Annotated in this window: 18 protein-coding genes; 10 read left to right on the top strand and 8 right to left on the bottom strand. The window is 68.1% G+C overall.

The features are described 5' to 3' along the window. Window positions 1-76 precede the first annotated feature (76 nt). The gene (gene dnaE, locus ACIUM1_RS03560; protein WP_406815914.1) at window positions 77-3,610 is read left to right on the top strand and encodes a DNA polymerase III subunit alpha; all 3,534 of its coding nucleotides are present in this window, start codon (window positions 77-79) and stop codon (window positions 3,608-3,610) included. 85 nt (window positions 3,611-3,695) lie between these two features. On the opposite strand, the gene ACIUM1_RS03555 is transcribed toward dnaE, so the two are convergent. Next, window positions 3,696-4,637: an MBL fold metallo-hydrolase gene (locus ACIUM1_RS03555; RefSeq protein ID WP_406815913.1), complete on the bottom strand. Its 942-nt coding sequence runs from the start codon at window positions 4,635-4,637 to the stop codon at window positions 3,696-3,698. A gap of 120 nt (window positions 4,638-4,757) precedes the next feature. Here ACIUM1_RS03555 and ACIUM1_RS03550 point away from each other — a divergent pair, with 120 nt between their 5' ends. The 5 genes from ACIUM1_RS03550 (at window position 4,758) to ACIUM1_RS03530 (ending at window position 10,343) form a co-directional block, all read left to right on the top strand. Beyond that, complete coding sequence (locus ACIUM1_RS03550) at window positions 4,758-5,159, top strand: helix-turn-helix domain-containing protein (protein ID WP_406815912.1); 402 nt, start codon at window positions 4,758-4,760, stop codon at window positions 5,157-5,159. Further along, on the top strand, window positions 5,156-5,596 hold the full coding sequence (locus ACIUM1_RS03545) for a VOC family protein (protein WP_406815911.1): 441 nt from the start codon (window positions 5,156-5,158) through the stop codon (window positions 5,594-5,596). Before ACIUM1_RS03550 ends, ACIUM1_RS03545 begins: the two co-directional genes overlap by 4 nt. 136 nt (window positions 5,597-5,732) lie before the next feature. Next, on the top strand, window positions 5,733-7,559 hold the full coding sequence (gene fadD11, locus ACIUM1_RS03540; protein WP_406815910.1) for a fatty acid--CoA ligase FadD11: 1,827 nt from the start codon (window positions 5,733-5,735) through the stop codon (window positions 7,557-7,559). Further along, the gene (locus ACIUM1_RS03535; RefSeq protein WP_406815909.1) at window positions 7,556-9,448 is read left to right on the top strand and encodes a lysophospholipid acyltransferase; all 1,893 of its coding nucleotides are present in this window, start codon (window positions 7,556-7,558) and stop codon (window positions 9,446-9,448) included. The genes fadD11 and ACIUM1_RS03535 overlap by 4 nt, the downstream gene beginning before the upstream one ends. Before the next feature lie 109 nt (window positions 9,449-9,557). Beyond that, window positions 9,558-10,343, top strand: a complete 786-nt coding sequence (locus ACIUM1_RS03530) for a DUF6065 family protein (protein WP_406815908.1) — start codon at window positions 9,558-9,560, stop codon at window positions 10,341-10,343. 7 nt (window positions 10,344-10,350) lie between these two features. Here the strand turns inward: ACIUM1_RS03530 and ACIUM1_RS03525 are convergent, their stop codons facing one another. Then, window positions 10,351-11,814, bottom strand: a complete 1,464-nt coding sequence (locus tag ACIUM1_RS03525; protein ID WP_406815907.1) for an FAD-dependent oxidoreductase — start codon at window positions 11,812-11,814, stop codon at window positions 10,351-10,353. A gap of 96 nt (window positions 11,815-11,910) precedes the next feature. Here ACIUM1_RS03525 and ACIUM1_RS03520 point away from each other — a divergent pair, with 96 nt between their 5' ends. From ACIUM1_RS03520 to ilvA, 3 genes are all read left to right on the top strand, one after another. Beyond that, window positions 11,911-12,468: a TetR family transcriptional regulator gene (locus ACIUM1_RS03520; protein ID WP_406815906.1), complete on the top strand. Its 558-nt coding sequence runs from the start codon at window positions 11,911-11,913 to the stop codon at window positions 12,466-12,468. A gap of 76 nt (window positions 12,469-12,544) precedes the next feature. Next, window positions 12,545-12,982: a nitroreductase family deazaflavin-dependent oxidoreductase gene (locus ACIUM1_RS03515; protein WP_406815905.1), complete on the top strand. Its 438-nt coding sequence runs from the start codon at window positions 12,545-12,547 to the stop codon at window positions 12,980-12,982. Window positions 12,983-13,020: 38 nt separating this feature from the next. Beyond that, window positions 13,021-14,304 carry a threonine ammonia-lyase gene (gene ilvA / locus ACIUM1_RS03510; RefSeq protein ID WP_406815904.1) on the top strand — a complete coding sequence of 428 codons (1,284 nt, stop codon included), beginning with the start codon at window positions 13,021-13,023 and terminating at the stop codon, window positions 14,302-14,304. Here the strand turns inward: ilvA and ACIUM1_RS03505 are convergent. Beyond that, window positions 14,301-14,963: a pyridoxamine 5'-phosphate oxidase family protein gene (locus ACIUM1_RS03505; protein WP_406815903.1), complete on the bottom strand. Its 663-nt coding sequence runs from the start codon at window positions 14,961-14,963 to the stop codon at window positions 14,301-14,303. The two genes, ilvA and ACIUM1_RS03505, sit on opposite strands and share 4 nt — an antisense overlap. A 40-nt stretch (window positions 14,964-15,003) precedes the next feature. On the opposite strand from ACIUM1_RS03505, the gene ACIUM1_RS03500 reads away from it, so the two are divergent. After that, complete coding sequence (locus ACIUM1_RS03500; RefSeq protein ID WP_406815902.1) at window positions 15,004-16,332, top strand: aminotransferase class I/II-fold pyridoxal phosphate-dependent enzyme; 1,329 nt, start codon at window positions 15,004-15,006, stop codon at window positions 16,330-16,332. 7 nt (window positions 16,333-16,339) lie between these two features. Here ACIUM1_RS03500 and ACIUM1_RS03495 read toward each other — a convergent pair whose 3' ends face one another. From ACIUM1_RS03495 to glgX, 5 genes are all read right to left on the bottom strand, one after another. Next, window positions 16,340-16,528, bottom strand: a complete 189-nt coding sequence (locus ACIUM1_RS03495) for a hypothetical protein (RefSeq protein WP_406815901.1) — start codon at window positions 16,526-16,528, stop codon at window positions 16,340-16,342. Window positions 16,529-16,601: 73 nt separating this feature from the next. Further along, complete coding sequence (gene mug, locus ACIUM1_RS03490; protein ID WP_406815900.1) at window positions 16,602-17,210, bottom strand: G/U mismatch-specific DNA glycosylase; 609 nt, start codon at window positions 17,208-17,210, stop codon at window positions 16,602-16,604. Window positions 17,211-17,247: 37 nt separating this feature from the next. Then, a complete protein-coding gene (gene treZ / locus ACIUM1_RS03485; protein WP_406815899.1) occupies window positions 17,248-18,981 on the bottom strand; it encodes a malto-oligosyltrehalose trehalohydrolase in 1,734 nt (577 codons plus the stop codon). Beyond that, entirely contained in the window at window positions 18,974-21,271 is a 2,298-nt protein-coding gene (treY, locus tag ACIUM1_RS03480; RefSeq protein ID WP_406815898.1) for a malto-oligosyltrehalose synthase, read from the bottom strand. The genes treZ and treY overlap by 8 nt, the downstream gene beginning before the upstream one ends. A 3-nt stretch (window positions 21,272-21,274) precedes the next feature. Further along, window positions 21,275-23,476, bottom strand: coding sequence for a glycogen debranching protein GlgX (gene glgX / locus ACIUM1_RS03475; RefSeq protein ID WP_406815897.1), 2,202 nt, complete (start codon window positions 23,474-23,476; stop codon window positions 21,275-21,277). Between the last annotated feature and the right edge of the window lie 61 nt (window positions 23,477-23,537).

Here is a 23,537-nt window from a genome sequence, read left to right as displayed (position 1 = left end):
TCGTCACGGACTCATAAAGACACACGCGGCGACACGCCGAACTCGTGTCGGTCCGCGGTCATAGACTGGCGTCCCTATGAACCATTCGTCCTTCGTGCACCTGCATAACCACACCGAGTATTCGATGTTGGACGGTGCCGCGAAGATCGCGCCGATGCTGGCCGAGGTGCAGCGGCTGCAGATGCCCGCGGTCGGGATGACCGACCACGGAAACATGTTCGGCGCCAGCGAGTTCTACAACGCGGCCGCCAAGGCCGGGATCAAGCCGATCATCGGCGTCGAGGCCTACATCGCGCCGGCGTCGCGCTTCGACACCCGCCGGATCCTGTGGGGCGACCCCGGCCAGAAGTCCGACGACGTGTCGGGCAGCGGCTCCTACACGCACATGACGATGGTGGCCGAGAACGCCACCGGGTTGCGCAACCTGTTCAAGCTGTCCTCGCTGGCCTCGTTCGAGGGCCAGCTCGGCAAGTGGTCGCGGATGGACGCCGAGATCATCGCCGAGCACGCCGAGGGCATCATCGCCACCACCGGCTGCCCGTCGGGCGAGGTGCAGACCCGGCTGCGGCTGGGGCACGAGCGCGAGGCGCTGGAGTCGGCCGCCAAGTGGCGCGAGATCTTCGGCGCCGACAACTACTTCCTGGAGCTGATGGACCACGGCCTGTCCATCGAACAACGGGTCCGCGACGGGCTGCTCGAGATCGGTCGCAAGCTGGACATTCCGCCGCTGGCCACCAACGACTGCCACTACGTCACCCGCGACGCCGCCCACAACCACGAGGCGCTGCTGTGCGTGCAGACCGGCAAGACCCTGTCGGACCCCAACCGGTTCAAGTTCGACGGCGACGGCTACTACCTGAAGTCGGCCGCCGAGATGCGCCAGATCTGGGACGACGAGGTTCCCGGCGCCTGCGACTCCACCCTGCTGATCGCCGAGCGGGTGCAGTCGTACGACGAGGTGTGGGCGCCGCGGGACCGGATGCCGATCTTCCCGGTGCCCGAGGGACACGACCAGGCGACCTGGCTGCACCACGAGGTGATGGCCGGCCTGCAGCGCCGCTTTCCGTCCGGTGTCGGACAGGACTACATCGACCGGGCCGAATACGAGATCAAGGTCATCTGCGACAAGGGATTCCCGTCGTACTTCCTCATCGTCGCCGACCTGATCAACTACGCACGGTCGGTCGACATCCGGGTGGGTCCGGGGCGTGGCTCGGCGGCCGGGTCGCTGGTGGCCTACGCGCTGGGCATCACCAACATCGACCCGATCCCGCACGGTCTGCTGTTCGAGCGGTTCCTCAACCCGGAGCGACCGTCGGCACCCGACATCGATATCGACTTCGACGACCGTCGTCGCGGCGAGATGGTGCGCTACGCCGCCGAGAAGTGGGGCTCCGACCGCGTCGCCCAGGTCATCACCTTCGGCACCATCAAAACCAAAGCGGCGCTGAAGGACTCGGCGCGCATCCACTACGGCCAGCCCGGCTTTGCGATCGCCGACCGGATCACCAAGGCGTTGCCCCCGCCGATCATGGCCAAAGACATTCCGCTGTCGGGCATCACCGACCCGGGCCATGAGCGCTACAAGGAGGCCGCCGAGGTCCGCGGTCTGATCGAAACCGACCCGGACGTGCGCACCATCTACCAGACCGCGCGCGGCCTGGAGGGTCTGATCCGCAACGCCGGCGTGCACGCGTGCGCGGTGATCATGAGCAGCGAGCCGCTGACCGAGGCCATCCCGCTGTGGAAGCGGCCCCAGGACGGGGCCATCATCACCGGCTGGGACTACCCGTCGTGTGAGGCCATCGGCCTGCTGAAGATGGACTTCCTGGGCCTGCGGAACCTGACGATCATCGGTGACGCGCTGGAAAACATCAAGAGCAACAGGGGAATTGACCTCGACCTGGAATCGGTGCCGCTCGACGACAAGCCCACCTACGAGTTGCTGGGCCGCGGCGACACACTGGGCGTGTTCCAGCTCGACGGTGGCCCGATGCGAGATCTGTTGCGCCGCATGCAGCCCACCGAATTCAACGACATCGTCGCGGTGCTGGCGCTGTACCGGCCCGGGCCGATGGGCATGAACGCCCACAACGACTACGCCGACCGCAAGAACGGTCGTCAGGCCGTCAAGCCGATCCACCCGGAGCTCGAGGAGCCGCTGCGCGAGATCCTCGCCGAGACGCACGGCCTGATCGTCTATCAAGAGCAGATCATGTTCATCGCCCAAAAGGTCGCCTCCTACACGATGGGCAAGGCCGACGCGTTGCGTAAGGCGATGGGTAAGAAGAAGCTCGAGGTGCTCGAGGCCGAGTACAAGGGCTTCTACGACGGCATGACCGCCAACGGCTTCTCCGAAAAAGCGGTGAAAGCGTTGTGGGACACCATCCTTCCGTTCGCCGGGTATGCGTTCAACAAGTCGCACGCGGCGGGCTACGGCCTGGTCTCCTATTGGACCGCCTACCTGAAGGCCAACTATCCGGCCGAATACATGGCCGGCCTGCTGACGTCGGTGGGCGACGACAAGGACAAGGCGGCGGTGTATCTGGCCGACTGCCGCAAGCTGGGCATCACGGTGCTGCCGCCGGACGTCAACGAGTCCCTGGTGAACTTCGCCTCGGTCGGGAAGGACATCCGCTTCGGGCTGGGCGCGGTGCGCAACGTCGGCGCCAACGTGGTCGGCTCGCTGATCAGCACCCGCAACGGCAAGGGCAAGTTCACCGACTTCTCGGATTATCTGAACAAGATCGACGTCGCGGCCTGCAACAAGAAGGTCACCGAGTCGTTGATCAAGGCGGGTGCCTTCGACTCGCTGGGTCACGCCCGCAAGGGCCTGTTCCTGGTGCACACCGACGCGGTCGACTCGGTGCTGGGCACCAAGAAGGCCGAGGCGATGGGTCAGTTCGACCTGTTCGGCGGCGACGACGGGTGCACCGAATCGGTGTTCAACATCAAGGTGCCCGACGACGAGTGGGAGGACAAGCACAAGCTCGCTCTGGAGCGAGAAATGCTGGGCCTGTACGTGTCCGGGCATCCGCTCAACCAGGTGGCGCACCTGCTGACCGCGCAGGTCGACACCCAGATCCCTGCCATCCTCGACGGCGATGTGCCCAACGACACCCAGGTGCGGGTGGGCGGCATCCTCGCATCGGTCAACCGGCGGGTCAACAAGAACGGAATGCCTTGGGCATCAGCCCAATTGGAAGACCTCACCGGTGGCATCGAGGTGATGTTCTTCCCGCAGGCGTACTCCGTGTACGGTGCCGACATCGCCGACGACGTCGTGGTGCTGATCAAGGCGAAGGTGTCGCTGCGCGACGACCGGGTCGCGCTGATCGCCAACGAGCTGGTGGTGCCCGACTTCTCCAGCGCCCAGCCGAACCGGCCGCTGGCGGTCAGCCTGCCGACGCGGCAGTGCACCATCGACAAGGTCACAGCGCTCAAGCAGGTCTTGGCCCGCCACCCCGGCACCTCGCAGGTGCATCTGCGGCTGATCAGCGGCGACCGGATCACCACGCTGGAACTGGATGCCTCCCTTCGGGTTACGCCGTCACCGGCGCTGATGGGCGATCTCAAGGCGCTGCTCGGCCCCGGCTGCCTGGGCGGCTAGGCGGCTCGCCAAACCTCGCGAGTGTGAAGCTGGCCGCACGCTCGTGCCCGAACGTGAAGCGGGTTTCACGTTCGGGCGCGAACCGCTAGGTGGTGGCCAATCGCAGCGCCGCCTGGTGGTCGTGGGTGGGGATGATGGTGACCGCGTACCGCGCCAGGTGCAGGCGCTGCAGGGTCTTGAAGGTCTCGACACGATCCTCGTCCACCAAATTGCCTGGGTAGCTTGACTTCTGCCGAATCTTGTCGATCTGTAGATGGTGCCAGGCGGCGTCGCCGGCGATGAGGATCCATCCCCGCTCGGTGTTGATCAACACCCCGACGCTGCCCGGGGTGTGGCCGGCCAGATCCACCAGGATGACCGAATTGTCACCGAACAGATCGTGGCTTGCGGTGAAGGTCAGCACCGGCGGCCCGTCCAGGTCGTATTGATTCACGGGCCGGCCGCGCAGCGAATCGCGCACGCCGCCGACGGGAGCGATGGAACCGGTGCCGATCCAGTCGTGTTCGCGGCGGTGCAAGTGCACGGGAAGCTCCGGCCAATCCAGCAGACCCGACACGTGATCCCAGTGCGCGTGGGTGGGGAGCGCGAAATCGAGGCGCGGCGCGTCGGGCAGTCGGTGCAGAGCCGTGCGGGTGGGGATGGTGTCGGCCGGCGGGCGGACCGCGACCCGCAACACGGCGGGAAGTTGGGTGATCGCACGTTTTTCGACGTCGACGCACACCGCGGGGTCGACGATGAAGGCCGCCTCCGGGTGGGTGACCAGGAATGACGTCAGCGAGTTCTGGACCCGGCCGGGGGTGAAGGTGCCCTCGACGATGGCGGCGGTGGGCACCGGCCGCGGCACCTGGGGCAGCGCGGTCACCGTCACGGTGCGGCCGGGAGTCGGCAGGCCCGCGTCGACGACACTGCGGATGAACCGTTCGTCGGGACGCTTCGGGCGCACCAGGCCGATTGCCAATCCGACTGCCGCACTGCAGCATTGGCGCAGGCTGGGAGAGCGAACCGGGTCGGGTGCCGTTGCCGTCACGGCAGTTCCACCCACACAGGGCGGGATCCGTTGAATTCGGCGTATCGGAGGATGGTCATCACCACAGTCAAGGACTTAGAGTTGGCTCGAAGTCAAGCGTCGAGGTCTCGGGAGGCTGTGATGGCGCCAAGCCTGACGATCGGGGAGGTCGCGCGCCGGGCCGGGGTGGCCGCGACGGCGCTGCGCTACTACGAGCAGATCGGCCTGGTGCCGGAGCCGGCGCGGCTGGGCGGTCAGCGCCGCTATGACGACTCGATTCTGGCCCGCCTCGAGGTGATCGCGCTGTGCAAGGCCGCCGGATTCTCGCTGGACGAGATCCAGCTGCTGTTTGCCGACGACGCGCCCGGGCGGCCGGTCAGCCGCGCGCTGGCCGAGGCCAAGCTCGCCGAGATCGACGCGCAAATGGATTCGCTGGCCCGCGCCCGGGCCGTCATCGAGTGGGGGATGCGCTGCACGTGTCCCTCGATTGACGCCTGCGCCTGCGGAATTCACCCGCCCCACGCCGGTAAGGAGCCCGCATGACCGAGCAGCACCACATCGCCGTGCAGAACTTCTCGCATGTCTGCATCGGCGTCTCCGACATCGCCGCGTCGCTGGCCTTCTACACCGCGGTGCTGGGCATGGACGTGGTGTTCGACGTCGAGCTCGAGGGCGCCGGACTGGATACGGTCACCGGCGGTGCGGCCCAGCGGGGCCGCATGGTCGGCGGGCTGATCGGGGCGGCGATGGTGGAGTTGTTGTCGCTGGGCACGGTGCCCGAGTGCCCGAGCGGCCCGCACCTGGGCTACACCAACATGTCGTTTCGCGTCGATGATCTCGACGCCACCTTCGAGACCGTCACCCGCCACCACCCCGGCGTCCGGGCCGACCCGCCCGTCGATATCGGGGGGTGCGGATGTTCTTCATCTACGACCCCGATGGGACGCCGATCGAGCTGGTCGAACTGCCCGGCGGCGTGACGAGCACGGTGCAGCTGTGGCGACCCGAGTCATGACCCCGCCGCAGCGGCGAAGCCAGGCGATATGGTCCCCGCCGCCCGGTGCTCGGACGTAGGCTCACGAAGGCAGTGCTGATGTGGCGCCGAGGAGGACGGAAATGACGACCGCGCAGGATCCGGCCACTTTGTGCGAGGCGTTTCAGCGCACCGCGTCGATCGACCCGGAGGCCGTCGCGCTGCGGACGCCCGGTGGCGCGCAGGCGTTGAGCTGGCGAGAGCTCGCGGCGCAGGTGCGCACGGTCGCCGCCGGGTTGGCGGGGCTGGGGGTCCGGCGCGGTGACACGGTGTCGCTGATGATGGCCAACCGGATCGAGTTCTACCCATTCGAGATCGGCGCCCAACACGTCGGGGCCACATCGTTTTCGGTGTACAACACGTTGCCCGCCGAGCAGCTGACCTACCTGTTCGACAACGCCGGCACCAAGGTCGCGATCTGCGAGGAGCAGTACGTGGACCGCATTCGCGCCAGCGGGGCACCCATCGAGCACATCGTCTGCATCGACGGTTCGCCGCCCGGCACCATCTCGGTGGACGACCTGTATGCCGCGGCCGCGGACGATTTCGATTTCGAATCAACTTGGCGGGCCGTGCAACCCGACGACGTCGCCACGCTCATCTACACCTCCGGAACCACCGGAAACCCCAAGGGCGTCGAGATGACGCACGCCAGCCTGCTGTTCGAGGCGTACGGGCTCGACGCGGTGCTCGGCAGCCGGTTCGGCGATCGGACCACGTCGTACCTGCCGTCGGCGCACATCGCCGACCGGATGGTGGCGCTGTATCCGCTGGAGGTGTTCGGCACCCAGGTGACCGCCGTGGGTGACCCGCGCGCCGTTGCCGCGGCGCTGCCCGACGCGCGGCCCACGGTTTGGGCGGCGGTGCCGCGCGTGTGGGAGAAGCTCAAGGCCGCAATCGAATTCGTTGTCGCCAGCGAAACCGACGAAGCGAGGCGGCACGGCTTGCAGTGGGGCTTGTCGGTAGCGGCCAGGCGCGCCGCCGCGCTGGTGTCCGGCGAGCCGGAGCCCGCCGAGCTGACCGCCGAGTGGGCCAAGGCCGACGAGCTGGTGCTGTCCAAGCTGCGCGAGCGGCTCGGGTTCGCCGAACTGCGATGGGCCGTGTCCGGCGCCGCCCCGATCCCCAAAGAGACGCTGGCGTTCTTCGCGGGCATCGGCATCCCGATCAGCGAGGTCTGGGGCATGTCGGAGCTGAGTTGCGCTGCCAGCGTGGCACACCCGGATGTCACCCGGCTGGGCACCGTCGGCAAGCTGCTTCCCGGTCTGGAGGGCAAGGTCGCCGAGGACGGCGAATATCTGGTCCGCGGTCCGCTGGTGATGAGGGGCTACCGCAAGGAACCGGCGAAGACCGCCGAGGCGATCGACGCCGACGGCTGGCTGCACACCGGCGACATCATCGAGGTCGACGCCGAGGGATACCTGCGAATCGTCGACCGCAAGAAGGAGCTGATCATCAATGCGGCCGGAAAGAACATGTCGCCGGCTAACATTGAGAACGCCATCCTGGCCGCGTGTCCCATGGTCGGGGTGATGATCACCATCGGCGAGGGACGACCGTACAACACCGCGCTGATGGTTTTCGACGCCGACTCGGTCGGCCCGTACGCGGCCCAGCGCGGGCTGTCCGACGCTTCGCCCGCCGCCCTGGCGGCCGACCCGGAGGTCATCGCGCAGATCGCCGCGGGGGTGGCCGCGGGCAACGCCAAACTATCCCGGGTGGAGCAGATCAAGCGGTTCCGCATTCTGCCCACCTTGTGGGAACCCGGCGGTGACGAGATCACGCAGACGATGAAGCTCAAACGCAAGCCGATCATGGCCAAATACGCCCGCGAGATCGAGGAACTCTATGCGCCCGGATCGCATCCGGACGTGCACGAGCCCGCCCTAGCCGCCGCGGTGCAGCCAGCATGAGCGGGGGACCGGCGGGGACCGCCCGCGAAGTCGGCCGCGCTGGGGTGCGAAAGTTGTTGCAGCGCACCGGTCTGGTCACCGAAGCGACCTCACCGTTGCCGACCGACCCGGCCGAGGTCGCCGAATTGTTGTGCGCGCCATGGTATGAGCAGCGGCTCAACAAGCTGGCCCACGAACTGGGCCGCGACCCGGACAGCGTGCGCGCCGAGGCCGCCTGTTATCTACGCGAGATGGCGCCCACGCTGGACCAGCGGGCGATAAAGGCCTGGCGCAGCTTCAGTTGCTGGCTGATGCGCGCCTATGACGTGCTGACCGACGAGGACCAGATCGCTGCGCTGCGCAAGCTGGATCGCAAAGCCACACTGGCGTTCGCATTTTCGCACCGCTCCTACCTGGACGGCCTGCTGCTGCCCGAGGTGATCCAGGCCCACCGGCTCTCACCCGCGCTTACCTTCGGCGGCGCCAACCTCAACTTCTTCCCGATGGGCGTCTGGGCCAAGCGCACCGGGACCATCTTCATCCGCCGGCACACCAAGGACATTCCGGTCTACCGCTTCGTCCTGCGCGCCTACGCCGCCCAGCTGGTGCAAAACCACGCCAACCTGGCCTGGTCCATCGAGGGGGGCCGGACCAGGACCGGCAAGCTGCGTCCCCCGGTTTTCGGAATCCTGCGCTACATCGCCGACGCGGTGGACGAAATCGATGGCCCCGAAGTGTATTTGGTGCCGACGTCGATCGTCTACGACCAGCTGCACGAGGTGGAAGCCATGACCACCGAGGCCTATGGTGCGACGAAGCGGCCCGAAGACTTTCGGTTCCTGATCCGGCTGGCACGCCAGCAGGGTGAGCGGCTCGGCCGCGCCTACCTCGACTTCGGTGAACCGCTGCCGCTGCGCAAGCGCCTGGAGGAGTTGCGCGCCGAGGAGTCCGGCACGGGCACCGAAATAGAGCGCATCGCGCTGGATGTCGAGCACCGTATCAATCGCGCGACGCCGGTCACCCCGACCGCGGTGGTCAGCCTTGCCCTGTTGGGGGCCGACCGCTCGCTGTCCATCAGCGAGGTGTTGGCCACCGTGCGGCCGCTGGCGAGCTACATCGCCGCGCACAACTGGGCTGTCGCCGGAGCCGCCGATCTGACGAATCGCTCGACCATCCGCTGGACCCTGCACCAAATGGTCGCCTCCGGCGTCGTCAGCGTCTACGACGCCGGCACGGAACCGGTCTGGGGCATCGGCGCGGAGCAGCACCTGGTTGCCGCGTTCTACCGGAACACCGCCATTCACATCGTGGTCGACCGTGCGATCGCCGAGACGGCATTGCTGGCCGCCGCGGAAGACGCCAAGGACTCGGTGGACGCCCTGGTGCACCCGACGGCGGTGCTCGATGAGGCGTTACGCCTGCGCGAGTTGCTGAAATTCGAGTTCCTGTTCTCGGCGCGCGCCCAGTTCGAGAAGGAGCTTGCCGACGAGGTGCGCCTGATCGGGCGGGTGGAAGACACCAGCAAGGCAGCCGACCCGGCCGACGTGCTGGGCCTGCTGGAAAAGGCCGACCTGTTGCTGGCGCACCTGGTGCTGCGCCCCTTCCTGGACGCCTACCACGTCGTCGCGGACCGGCTGGCCGCCTACGAGGACGAATCGTTCGAAGAGGACGCGTTTCTGGTCGAGTGCCTCGAGGTGGGCAAGCAGTGGGAGCTGCAACGCAAGATCGCCAGCGCCGAGTCGAGGTCGATGGAACTGTTCAAGACGGCGCTGCGGCTGGCCCGACACCGGGAACTCGTGGACGGCTCCGGCGACCCGGACATCGCCCGGCGGCGCCGCGAGTTCGCCGCCGAGATCGCCACCGCGGTCCGGCGGGTGAATACCATTGCGGAGCTGGCCAGAACCCACTGATCGCCGGCTCTTGAGGGGCGCTGCGGTTCACGGACCGTTAACGTTTGGTCGCGATAGTGCGTTGGCGACGTCGGTGATGGTCGGCATCGTCCGGTGAAGCGAGGATTCGATGAGTGAGCAATCCAGTGGGCGGTCTCGCCCGCTGATCGGGTACGTCACCCATGACATCGCCCCGCCGATCAGCCCCGCGCCGATCGGCCGGCAGTGGATGTCGGAGATCCGCCAAGGGTGGCCGCACCGGTGTCTGCCGATGCTGATCGCCAATCAGAGCGGCTGGGAGGTGCGCAACCGCAACGCGTTCACCGCGACCTGGATGGGCGGCAATGACCGCACCAACCTGATGATCGCGCCCGACACCCGCGACAGCGGTCAATTCCTGCCGTCCAGCCACTTCGGCTACGGCATCCTGACCTGGCACCTGCCCATCCTGTTCCGCACCCCGCCCGGTTACAACCTGCTGGTCCGCGGGCCGGCCAACCATCCCAAGGATGCCATCTCCCCGCTGGAGGGCATCGTCGAAACCGATTGGTCCAGCTCGAGTTTCAGCATGAACTGGAAATTCACCCGGGAGTTCATGCCGGTGCGATTCGAGGTCGACGAGCCGATCTGCATGATCGTGCCGCAACGCCGGGCAGAGCTGGAGGAGTTCACCCCCGAACTTCTGCCCATCGAATCCGACGAAGAGCTGCACCGCAAGCACGAGCACTTCCTCGGTTCGCGTGGGGCGCTGGGCCGCGAGCAGGAAGCCGCCGGCGCCGCGGCCAACGAGAAGGTGCCGTGGCAGGGCGATTACACCCGAGGCCGGCACAGCGACGGCGAGCCCGGCGCAAAAGACCACCAGACCCGCCGTCGTCTCCGGTCGTTCGTCGTCCACCAACCCGAGAACGTGGACTAGAACGGAATCACCGCGCCAGCAACCGGATTGCTGCGGGCGCTGCCGCGTTCGTGATCTCGTCGGGCGCCTGCGCCGATGCGCCGGCCCACCCGATGTACCCGTCGGGGCGCACCAGCACGGCCGGCCCGCGGTCGGCACGCTCGGCCTGCGGCATCCCGGGTGTCTCGACCGGGGCGGCGCCGTATTCGCGGATGAAGACGAAGCCACCGCCGCGCTGCAGGTGCGTCAGCCGTCCCTGGACGAGCGGGATCGCGGCGGCGCGGGTGCCGACCAGTCCGCGCCGGCCGTACCGCAACGTGGTGCCCGCGAAACTGCCGGCCACGAAATCCTGCACGGCAGGTATCCGAAGCAGGTTGGGAGCCAACAGGTTCCGTAGCCAGATCGCGGGCCGCCGGTGCAGCGTCGCGGCGCGGGCGATCATCCCGGACTGCAGCAGCACCCGCTTGCCGATCGGGTGGCGTTCGTCGTGGTAGGTGTCCAGCAGTGCGCCGTCGGCGCCGCCGAGCACGGCGTCGAGCTTCCAGGCCAGATTGGCGGCGTCCTGGATGCCGGTGTTCATGCCCTGGCCGCCCATCGGGGAGTGCACGTGCGCGGCGTCGCCGGCCAGGAACACCCGTCCGTGCCGGTAGCGCGCGACTTGCCGCTCGTCGCAGTGGAATCGCGACTTCCAGCCGATCTCCGTCACACCGAAGTCGGTGCCCATGGCGCGGGCCAGGACGTCGATGATCTCCGCGTCGTCCACGGGCGCGGTGTCGGGCAGCTGGTGGGCGCGGTCCCATACCAGGGCCCGGTACCACGAGCCGTCCTCGCGGTTGTAGGGCGCCAAGAACCCGAGCACCTCCCGGGTGGTGCCCACCACCAGCCCGCCGCGGGCGGGGCCGTGGGCCAGCTTGACGTCGGCCAGCATGAGGGAGGTCAGCACCGTCTTGCCGGGAAAATCGATACCCAGCAGCGTTCGCACCGTGCTGTGCGCGCCGTCGGCGCCGATCACGTACCGCGCCCGCCAGGTCTGCCGGTGTGCGGGATCGGTGTCGCCCTTGGGGCGGGCGGTGACGGTGACGGCGTCGGCATCCTGCTCGATCGCGACCACCTCGACGCCGCGCCGGATGTCGGCCCCCTCGGCCATCGCGTAGCGGCAGAGCGCCGCGTCGACGTTGGTCTGCGGGGTGACCAGGACGAACGGATAGGCCGAGTCGAGGCGGGTCAGGTCGAGGCGGGCCTTGGCGAACAGCGTCACGTCCGGTCCGCGCTGGCCTTGGGCCAGCAGCTCGTCGGCCGCGTCGCGCGCGTCCAGAATCTCCAGCGTCCGGGGCATGACGGCGAACGCGCGGCTGGTCGGGTTTTCGGCCGGCCAGCGCTCCAGCACCGTCACCGCGCGTCCGGCGCGGGCCAGGTCGCCCGCGGCCGTCAGGCCCGTGGGGCCGGCCCCCACCACCAGGACGTCGACGTCGTGCACAGCGGTTGTCGTCATCGGATCGCTCCTTCCGGTTGCGGGTTCAACAACTGTTGAAATCAACGTAAGCCCGGCTGGTAGCGATGTCAACACTTGTTGAACTAGAATTTCACCATGCCCGGTAAAGCCCGCGACGGCAAAGCCACCCGCGCCACGATCCTCAGCGCCGCGCGCAGCCTTTTCTCCACCCATGGCTTCGAGCGGACCACCATTCGCGCGATTGCGGCCCAGGCCGGCGTCGATCCGGCGCTCGTCATGCACTACTTCGGCAACAAGGCCGACCTGTTCGCCACGGTCTCCCGGCTCGAGATCACCTTTCCCGACCTCACCGGCGTCGCCCCGGAACGCGTCGCCGACGTGCTGGTGCCGTTTCTCATCCGGGTGTGGGATCCGGCCGGGTCGTTTCTGCCGCTGCTGCGCGCGGCCGCGACCAACCGCGCCGCCGCGGACGCGCTACTGGAGGTGTTCGTCGAAAAGGTGGCGCCGGCCCTGAGCGCGATCACCCCCGACCGCGCCGCCGAGCGGACCGCGATGGTGGGATCGCAGGTGCTGGGAATCGCCATGGCGCGCAACGTCGTCGGGCTGCCCGCGCTGACCGCGATGGACGACGCGACGCTGACCGAATGGCTGCGCCCGGTGCTCGCTCATTACCTCACGGGTACCGCGCCGTGAGTGCCGCGTGACCACCGGGGCGGGCGCGATGCGGTGAAGCGACGCGACCCCGACGCGCACGCCTAGAGTTGAGGTCATGCCGCTTACCGGAGAGTACGAACCGTCACCGTTGGATTGGTCTCGCGAACAAGCTGACAAATACGCCGAGTCGGGCGGCGCCGAGGCCAACGACATGAAGGGCAAGCCGATCATTCTGCTGACCACCGTCGGCGCCAAGACCGGCAAACTCCGCAAGACGCCGCTGATGCGCGTCGAGCACGACGGCCAGTACGCGGTCGTCGCCTCGCTGGGCGGGGCGCCGAAGCACCCGGTCTGGTACCACAACATCAAGAAGAACCCGCGCGTCGAGTTGCAGGACGGCGCGGTGACCCGTGACTACGACGCCCGCGAGGTCTTCGGCGACGAGAAGGCCACCTGGTGGGAGCGTGCCGTCGAGGCGTGGCCGGACTACGCCGAGTATCAGACCAAGACCGACCGCCAGATCCCGGTATTCGTGCTGACCCCGGTCGACTGAATTCCGGAGTTGGTCGGCTGCCATGGCACCATTAACCAGTGTCCGCCGAATTGAGCCATCACCCGAGCGTCTCGCCGCTATCCGCGGCTGACATCGACGGCGCGGCCAAGCGGATCGCCCCGGTGATCACGCCGACCCCGTTGCAGTTCAGCGACCGGCTGTCGGCGATCACCGGCGCGCAGGTCTACCTCAAGCGTGAGGACCTGCAGATCGTGCGCTCCTATAAGCTGCGTGGCGCCTACAACCTGCTGGTCCAGCTGTCGGATGCGGAGCTGGCCGCTGGCGTGGTGTGCTCCTCGGCGGGCAATCACGCGCAGGGCTTCGCCTACGCGTGCCGGATGTTGCAGGTGCACGGCCGCGTCTATGTGCCGGCCAAGACGCCCATGCAAAAGCGCGACCGGATCCGCTACCACGGCGGCGACTTCATCGACCTGATCGTCGGCGGCACCACCTACGATCTCGCCGCCGAGGCGGCGCTGGCCGACGTGCAAAGCACCGGCGCCACCCTGATCCCGCCCTACGACGATCCGCGCACCATGGCGGGCCAGGGCACCATCGCCGCCGAACTGCTCGATCAGCTCGACACAGAGCCGGATCTGGTGATCGTCCCGGTGGGCGGCGGCGGCTGCATCGCCGGCATCACCACGTATCTCGCCGAGCGCACCGACAACACGTCGGTGCTGGGCGTCGAGCCGGCCGGGGCCGCGGCGATGATGGCCGCGCTGTCCGCCGGCGAGCCGGTGACGCTGGACCACGTCGACCAGTTCGTCGACGGCGCCGCGGTGCGCCGGGCCGGCGACCTGACCTATGCCGCGCTGGCGGCGGCCGGCGACATGGTCTCGATCACCGCGGTCGACGAGGGAGCGGTGTGCACCGCCATGCTCGACCTCTATCAGAACGAGGGGATCATCGCCGAGCCCGCGGGCGCGCTGTCGGTCGCCGGATTGCTGGACGCCGACATCGAGCCCGGATCCACTGTGGTGTGCCTGATTTCGGGCGGCAACAACGACGTGTCGCGCTACGGCGAAGTGCTCGAGCGCTCACTGGTCCACCTCGGCCTCAAGCACTACTTCCTGGTGGATTTTCCGCAGGAGCCCGGCGCGCTGCGCCGCTTCCTGGACACGGTGCTCGGACCCAACGACGACATCACGCTGTTCGAGTACGTCAAGCGCAACAACCGGGAGACCGGCGAGGCGCTGGTCGGCATCCAGCTGGGATCGTCCGCAGACCTGGACGGCCTGCTGGCCCGGATGCGCGCTACGGAGCTACACGTCGAGAGCCTGAAGCCGGGCTCGCCGGCCTACCGCTACCTGCTGCTCTAACCCGCCAGATAGCGCGGCAGCGCAACCGCGGGGTCGAGGTCGTCGGCCGGCACCGGCGTTCCGGCCGTCAGGCGCAGCGGCACCACGCCCGCCCAATGAGGCAACGGAACGTCCTGCGGATCGTCGGCCGGCGGACCGCTGCGCACCTTCGCCGACACCTCGACGAGGTCGAGCGCGAGCACCCCGGTCGCGGCGAGCTCGCGGGCATCGGGCGCCCTGCAGTCGGCGGCGCGCCCCGGTGCGATGTGGTTGAGCAGGCAGTTCAGCGCCCGCGCCTTCTCCGCCGGGTCGTCCACGACGCGCGCATCGCCCAGCACGACCACCGAGCGGAAGTTCACCGAGTGGTGCATCGCCGAGCGGGCCAGCACCAGGCCGTCGACCAGGGTGACGGTGACGCAGACCGGCAGGGCCGACCCCGCCGCCGTGGCCGCCCTGGCCGCCAGCACCGGGCCGCTGCCCGTCGAACCGTGCAGGTAGAGCGTTTCGTCGAGCCGGGCGTGCGTCGTGGGTAACACCACAGGCCGACCAGCGTTGGAGTAGCCCAGGTGGCAGATCAGCCCCGCGTCCAGGACGTCATGAACGGTGCGGCGGTCATAGCGGGCGCGCTCCCGATAGCGGGTCGGGGTGGTGCGTGCCGTCGGCTGGTATGCGGTGTCCACGACGTTGCCCTCAACTTTGTTCTAGTACATAATCTATTGCGTGCCAGTACAAAACAGCATAACCGGAACGGGGGCGGAATCGATAGCCGCCAGCATCGAAGCGGCGATCTCGGCCGGCGCCCTGGAACCCGGCGACGCGCTGCCGCCGGTGCGTGAGCTGGCCGCGCAGCTCGGCGTGAACGCCAACACCACCGCCGCCGCCTACCGCCTGCTGCGTCATCGCGGTGCCGTCGAGACCGGTGGCCGCCGCGGCACCCGCGTGCGCCATCGCCCGGCGACCACCCCGCGCTCGCTGCTCGGCCTCGACGTGCCCGCGGGCGTGCGCGACCTGTCGACCGGCAATCCGCACCCGGCCCTGTTGCCCATTGCGGGCGCGGCGCCGGCCGGGTCGGGCGCGGGCCACCCGGTGCTCTACGGCGAGCCGGCCGTCTCGCCGGCGCTGGGGGAGTTCGCCCGCCGCGCGCTGGCCGCGGACGGGATCCCCGCCGATCACCTGGCCGTGACCAGCGGTGCGCTGGACGGCATCGAGCGCGCGCTCACCGCACACCTGCGCCCCGGCGATCGCGTCGCCGTCGAGGATCCGGGCTGGGCCAATCTCCTCGATCTCCTTGCGGCACTGGGGCTTTCGGCCGACCCGATTCGGGTCGACGACGACGGCCCGCTGGCCGAAGACCTGGCCCGGGCGTTGGGCAGCGGTGTGCGTGCGCTGGTGCTCACCAACCGCGCGCAAAACCCCACGGGCGCCGCGCTTTCGGCGGATCGCGCCGATTCGCTGCGGCAACTGCTGGTGTCGCGCGCCGACGATCTGCTGCTGGTCGAAGACGACCACTGCGCGAGCATCTCCGGGGCACCGCTGCACACCCTGGCAGGCTGCACCGCCCATTGGGCGTTCGTTCGCTCGGCATCCAAGGCGTACGGCCCCGACTTGCGGGTGGCGGTCGTCGCCGGCGACCACCGCACCATCGAGCGGGTCCGTGGCCGGCTGCGGCTCGGGCCCGGCTGGGTGAGCCACATCCTGCAGCGGCTCGCCGTCGACCTGTGGTCGGACCCGGTGGCGGTGCAGCTGGTGCACACGGCCGAGCAACACTACGCCGGCAACCGGCAACGGCTCTGCCAAGCCTTGGCCGAACGCGGTCTAGCGGCTCATGGGCGCTCGGGTCTCAACGTGTGGGTGCCGGTTCCCGACGAGGCGGTCGCGATTTCCCGGTTGCTCGGCGCGGGCTGGGCGGCGGCACCGGGCAACAGGTTCCGGATCAACACGCCGGCGGGCATCCGCATCACGATCTCCGAGCTGACTGCCGATGAGATCGATCCACTCGCCGATGCGGTTGCGCGGGCGGTGCATCCCGCCGGCCGGGCCATCGTGTAACCGCAGCTCAAGCGTCCCCGTCGTGGTCCGTGGCGCCGGGCCCGGGACCGCTCCACAACATCTCGACGCTGGGATACGGCGGCACGTCGTGGCGCACGGTGTGCCGGCCCGACGCCGGCTTGGGGTTCGCGGCGCGCCGGCTCGACTTGCGCAGGCAGATCCGTCGCAGTGGGTGACCGAATTCAGATTGACTCATGGCGGCATCATCGGGGGTCGGCCCGCCGCGCCGCTATTCAGTCATCCACAGCCCGGTTCCGCGGAGAGCCGGGTCAGGTCGGGTTCGGGACCCGAGCGGAAGCACCTGCTGCAAGGATTCCGGCGGCGCGGGCGACTTCGCGGTACGCGGCCGTCAGGCTCGACACCGACGCATGAGCGTTGCGGCCACTCGGGTTGGGGACCACCCAGAGTTCGGTTGCGCGGTAAGGCGATGCTTGCTTGCCGGCCTGCGCTCGGCGCTGGCCGAACGCGTCTCGATATGCGGTAATCCCAAGGACTGCGACAACACGCGGGGAGAAGTGTTCGACCATCCGGTCCAATTTCCGCCTGCCGTCGATCAGTTCGGCAGCGGTGAGCTCGTCCGCGCCGGCGGTCGCCCTCTCCACCAGGTTGGTGATGCCGATTCCGCGGCGCAGCAAGTATTGCCGGTCCGCGGGCGCAAAGCCCGACGAGGCGTCGATCAAGTGATCGGTGATGCCGGCGCGGTACAGCGCCGGCCAGAACCGGTTGCCGCGCGGCGCGAAATGCGCCTGCACCGCAGCGGTTCTCAGGCCGGGATTGATCCCCACGAACAGCAGTCGGACCTGATCGGAGATCAGGTCGGGAACGGTGCTGCCGTTGAACCGCTGCAGCTCGGCACGGGTGAACCGGAGCTCATCCATAGCGCATCGAAGCCGCGATCAACCGGGGCCGCCCCCGCTATCCGCACCGCAGTATCGCGAATGAATGCCCAGGCAGCTCGGTCCGGTCGGCGTGAACCGTCGGCTCGTCCCAGGCCAACAGCACCTCGCCGGTGACCGGGACCCGCACCGGCGCGGCGCCCAGATTGCACGCGATGCGCAACCGGCCGCGGGAGACGATGATCCAGCGCTCGTCCTCGTCGTAGTCGACGGTCAGGTGTTCCAACCAAGGGTCGGCCATGTCGGGGTGGTCGCGCCGCAGCGCGATCAGATCGCGGTACAGCCGGTGTAGCCGGGCGTGCTCGCCGGTGCCGACCTCGTCCCAGTCGAGTTTGGAGCGCGCGAACGTCTGGGGATCCTGCGGGTCGGGGATGTCGTCGGCGTCCCAGCCGTGCTCGGCGAATTCGGCCTTGCGGCCTTCGGCGGTGGCCTTCGCCAGCTCCGGTTCGGGGTGCGAGCTGAAGAACTGGAACGGGGTCGAGGCGCCGTATTCCTCTCCCATGAAAAGCATGGTGGTATAGGGAGATCCGAGTGCCAGCGCGGCCTTGATGGCCAGCTGGCCACCGGTCAGGTTCTGCGAGGGGCGATCTCCCAGCGCGCGATTGCCGACCTGATCGTGGGTGCAGGTGTAGGCGACCAGCCGGGTGGCGGGGATGCCCGATCCCTCGCTGGTGTCCAGTGGCCGCCCATGGCGGCGACGCCGGAACGACGAATAGGTGGCGGCGTGGAAGAAGCCGTGCCGCAGCGTCTGCGCCAGGGTGGCCAGGCTGCCGAAGTCGGCGTAGTAGCCTTGGCGTTCGCCGGAAACGGCGGTGTGGATGGCGTGATGAATGTCGTCGGCCCATTGCCCGGTGAGGCCATAGCCGCCACGATCGCGCCGGGTGATCAACCGCGGGTCGTTGAGGTCGCTCTCGGCGATCAGCGACAGCGGGCGCCCCAATTGCTGTGCCAGCCAATCTGTTTCGGTGGCGAGTTCCTCGAGGATGTGGATCGCCGTGGTGTCCACCAGGGCGTGGACGGCGTCCAGCCGCAGGCCGTCGGCGTGGAAGTCGCGCATCCAGCGCAGCGCGCACCCGATGATGTAGCGGCGGACCTCGTCGGAATCGGCGTCGGCGATGTTGATGCCCTCGCCCCACGGGTTGCTCGCCGAGGACAGGTAGGGCCCGAACTTAGGCAGATAATTTCCCGACGGGCCGAGGTGGTTGAAGACCGCGTCGATCAGCACCCCCAAACCCTTGGCGTGGCAGGCGTCGACGAAGCGCACCAGACCGTCCGGGCCGCCATAGGGCTCGTGCACGCTGTACCACAGCACGCCGTCATATCCCCAACCATGAGTGCCGGCAAACGAATTCACCGGCATCAGCTCGACGAAGTCGACGCCGAGATCGACCAGATAGTCCAGCTTCTCGATCGCGGAGTCGAAGGTGCCGGCCTCGGTGAAGGTGCCCAGGTGAAGCTCGTAGATCACCGCGCCCTCGACCGCGCGGCCGGCCCATGCGGAATCGGTCCACGTCGCGGCGGCCGGATCCCACAACTGCGAGCGGGCGTGCACTCCCTCGGGCTGACGGGGTGAGCGCGGGTCGGGCAACACGGTGGGGTCGTCGTCGAGCAAATAGCCGTAGCGGGCGTCCGGCGCGGTGTCCACGTCCGCATGCCACCAACCGTCAGCGGAACGCGTCATGGCGTGCGTCTGCCCGTCGACGTCGAGCCGAACCAACGCGGGTTTGGGCGCCCAGACCCGGAATTCAGTCATGGTGGCGCTCCAGCAGGACCACCGGCAGGTCGGCGAACAATTGGGCGGCCGACGTCGGGCCGTCGGCGATCACCCCGGTGAGCGCATCCTTCCAGGTTCCATCGGGGAGCGGCAAGACCGTGTTGCCCCAGCCGGTTTCGGCCAGCCGGACCGTCCAGCGGGTCACCGCCACCACGATGTCCTCGCCGCGTTGGAAGGCCAACACGTGATCGCCGGCGTCGCCGTCGGCCAGTATCGGGACGTAGTCGCCGTGCAGGAAGGTGTCCCGATGCTCACGGCGCACCCGAAGTGCTGTGGTGACAACCCGGATTTTCGGATGCTCCAACGCCTGCAGGGCGGCACGCCGGGCGGCATAGTCGACCGCACGGCGATTGTCCGGGTCGACCAGGCTGTCGTCCCACAGCTCGGTGCCCTGGTACACGTCCGGAATGCCAGGCACGGTCAGCGCCAGCAGCTTCTGGGCCAGCGCGTCACTGGCGGCATGCGGATTGAGTTGCGCGACAAGCTCGGTCAGCTGGCCGGCCACCGGCCCGTCGAGCACGGTGTCCAGCCACCGGTGCACCGCGTCCTCGAACTCGGCGTCCGGGTCGTCCCAGGAGGTGTGCCAGGCCGCTTCGCGGATGGCCTTCTCGGTGTAGCCGTGCAGCCGCTCGCGCAACGTCTCGGTGACCTGCCCGTCGACGGGCCATACGCCGAAGATGTTCTGCCACAGGAATTGTCCGGTCGCCGGATCGGGGGAGGGTGCGGCGACCTCCCAGCGGGCGAGGAACTCGGTCCACAGCGAGGGCACCTGGGACAGCACCGATATCCGGGCCCGCACGTCTTCGCCGCGCTTGGTGTCGTGGGTGGTCAGCGTCGTCATGGTGTGCGGCCACAGCCGGGCCCGGGTGGCGGCGCTGTGATGGAATTCGGCCGCACCGACACCGAAGCGGTGCGGCTCGCCGCCCACTTCGTTCAGCGACACCAGCCGGGCGTCCCGGTAGAACAAGCAGTCCTCGACCGCCTTGGCCGTGACGGCGCCGCACAGCTGCTGCAGCCGGGTCGCCGGCTCGCCGCCGCGGGCCAGCGCCGCGGCCAGCACCTGCAGCGCGGAACCCAACTGTGGTGCGCCCGCTTCGGTTTCGGCCAGTGCGGTGGGCAGCAGCGCGACCAAGCCGGGGTAGTCGCTCCGGTAAACCCCGATGTGGGTGAGCAGCGCGGCCACCGCCTCGGGCAGCAACGGATGGTCGGCGCCGGCGGCGGCCACGATGGCGCGCCGCAACCGGCGCAGCTCGCTCGCCAAAGTCTTGGTGGCCGAGCGAATCTTGAGGTCCGCCAGCATGTCCGGCATCGCCTGGTAGTCCACGCCGGCGGATTCCACCAGCGCGGTCAGCGCCGGGGCGCCCTCGGGATCCACCAGCACGCCGCCGGTTTCGCGCAACACGTCGTAGCCGGTGGTGCCGGCGACCGGCAGGGTGGGCTCGAGCGCCTCGTCGACGGCCAGGATCTTCTCGATCACGATCCAGGCCTCCGGGCCGGTCAATTCGCGCAGCCACGCCAGGTATCCGCACGGGTCGGACAGGCCATCGGGGTGGTCGATGCGGACGCCGTCGACCAACCCCTCGGCGAACCACCGACCGACCTCGGCGTGCGTGGCGTCGAAGACCGCGCGATCCTCCTGACGCAACCCCGCGAGCGAGGTGATCGAGAAGAACCGGCGGTAGCCGCACACGCCGTTGCGCCAGCCGACCAGCCGATAATGCTGGCGATCGTGCACCTCGGGGCCGGTGCCCTCCGCGGTGCCGGGCGCGATCGGGAACGCCAGATCGCCCAGCCGCAACAGGTCCCCGTCGACGGTGAGGTCGGCGACGTCGTCGTCGGAACCGAGCACCGGCAGCACGATGCGGCCGTCGTCGAGGTCCCAGTCGATGTCGAAATACGTTGCGTAGGGCGAAGAACGGCCGTTGCGCAGGACATCCCACCACCACGGGTTCTGCTGGGGCGGGTCGATGCCCACATGGTTGGGCACGATGTCCACGATCAAGCCCATTCCGCGCGCGCGGGCCGCCGCCGACAACCGCGCCAGGCCGTCGCGGCCGCCGATCTCGGGGGACACCGTTGTGGGGTCGGTGACGTCGTAACCATGGCTCGATCCCGTGGTCGCGGTCATGATCGGAGACAGGTACAGGTGCGAAACCCCGAGGTCGTCCAGGTAGTCCAGCAGGTTCTCCGCGTCGGCGAAGGTGAACGCGAAACCGCTGGATTCACCACGCAGTTGCAGGCGGTAGGTAGAGATGACGGGTAAAGCCATGCGTCACTGCGTCTTACGCAGTACGAGCAGTGAGCGCGAGGGCAACGACACCTTCTCCTCAGCGGTCACCACCTGATCGGCTCCTTCTTTGCGGCCAGTCGGTTCGTTGGTGTCCAGTTCCACGGTCCACTCTTTCGCATAGTCGCTGTTCGGCGTCACAAAATCCACCGGATCTTCTCCGGCGTTGAAACACAACAGGAATGAGTCGTCGACCACCCGCTCGCCGCGGGCGTTCGGCGCGCTGATGGCCTCGCCGTTGAGGAACACCGCCACACACTTGTGAATGCTTTCGCCCCAGTCCTCGTGCGTCATCTCGCGGCTGCTCGGATTGAGCCAGGCGATATCGCGCACCTCGTCGCCGGTTCGGATCGGCTCACCCTCGAAAAACCGGCTCCGCCGGAACACCGGATGCCGCTTGCGCAGCTCGCTCACCTTGCGGGCGAACGCCAGCAGGTCGGCATTCTTGTCGACCAAAGACCAGTCCATCCAAGACAATTCGGAGTCCTGGCAGTACACGTTGTTGTTGCCGTTCTGCGTGCGGCCGAACTCGTCACCGTGGGCGATCATCGGCGTGCCCTGGCTGAGCATCAGCGTCGCCCAGAAGTTGCGCATCTGGCGGTAGCGCAGCTCGGTGATGTCGGGGTCGTCGGTGGGGCCTTCGACGCCGCAGTTCCAGGAGCGGTTGTGGCTTTCCCCGTCCCGGTTGTCCTCCCCGTTGGCCATGTTGTGCTTTTCGTTGTAGGACACCAGGTCATTGAGGGTGAATCCGTCGTGCGCGGTGACGAAGTTGATGCTGGCGCTGGGACGCCGACCGGTCGCCTCATACAGGTCCGACGACCCGGTCAGCCGGGAAGCGAACTCGCCGAGGGTTGCGGGCTCGCCCCGCCAGTAATCGCGCACAGTATCGCGATACTTCCCGTTCCACTCGGTCCACAAACCCGGGAAGTTTCCGACTTGGTAACCACCCTCGCCGACGTCCCACGGTTCGGCGATCAGTTTGACCTGGCTGACGATCGGATCCTGCTGTACCAAATCGAAGAACGCGCTCAACCGGTCGACGTCGTGCAGTTCGCGGGCCAGCGTGGCGGCCAGGTCGAAGCGGAACCCGTCCACGTGCATCTCGGTCACCCAGTAGCGCAGCGAGTCCATGATCAGCTGCAGCACGTGCGGGTGGCGGGGGTTCAAGCTGTTGCCGGTGCCGGTGTAGTCCTTGTACAGCCGCAGGTCGGTGTCGACCAGCCGGTAGTACGCGGCGTTGTCGATACCGCGGAAATTGATGGTCGGTCCGAGGTGGTTGCCCTCGGCGGTGTGGTTGTAGACCACGTCGAGGATCACCTCGATGCCGGCCTCATGGAAACTGCGCACCATGGATTTGAACTCGGGCACGCTGGACGTGCGGTTGGCCGCGTACTCGTTGTTCGGTGCGAAGAATCCGAAAGTGTTGTATCCCCAGTAGTTTCGCAGACCGAGGTCGAGCAGCCGCGAGTCGTGCATGAACTGGTGAACGGGCATCAGCTCGATGGCGGTGACGTTAAGCGACTTGAGATGGTCGATGACCACCGGATGAGCCAGCCCGGCGTAGGTGCCCCGAAGCTCCTCGGGGACGCCCGGATGGGTCTGGGTCATACCCTTGACGTGGGCTTCGTAGATGACGGTCTCGTGATACGGGGTCAGCGGTGCGCGGTCGGATCCCCAGTCGAAGAACGGGTTGGTCACCACGCTGGTCATGGTGTGGCCGAGCGAGTCGACCATCGGGGGAGTCCCGGGGTCGGCGCCGTCGGCGTTGGGGCCGCCCGGGGTGACCGCCTTCAGGTCGTAGGAGAACAGCGCCTGGCCGAATTTGAAGTCGCCGTGGAAGGCCTTGCCGTACGGGTCGAGAAGGAGCTTGCTGGGGTCACAGCGGTGGCCGGCGGCCGGGTCGAAGGGGCCGTACACGCGGTAGCCGTAGCGCTGGCCGGGGGTGATGTTCGGCAGATAGGCATGCCAGACGAATCCGTCCACCTCTTCCAGGGCGATCCGCGTTTCGCTGCCGTCATGGTCGATCAGGCACAACTCGACTTTCTCGGCGATTTCGGAGAACAACGAAAAGTTGGTCCCCGCGCCGTCGTAGGCGGCGCCGAGCGGATACGGATTTCCCGGCCACACGGTGGCCAGCTTGGGTTGGTGGTTACCGCCTGCTGCTGAAGCGGGACTGTTGGTTGGCACCTATCGACCTTATCCGCGCGTGGTTGCGCTCACCCCGGTAAGTGGCCAGGAGTAAGGCGGG

The organism is Mycobacterium sp. M23085 (genome assembly GCF_045343915.1).
Lineage (GTDB): Bacteria > Actinomycetota > Actinomycetes > Mycobacteriales > Mycobacteriaceae > Mycobacterium.
Note: the sequence above shows the minus strand (reverse complement) of the source record. Positions and strands in the feature narration are given on the sequence as shown.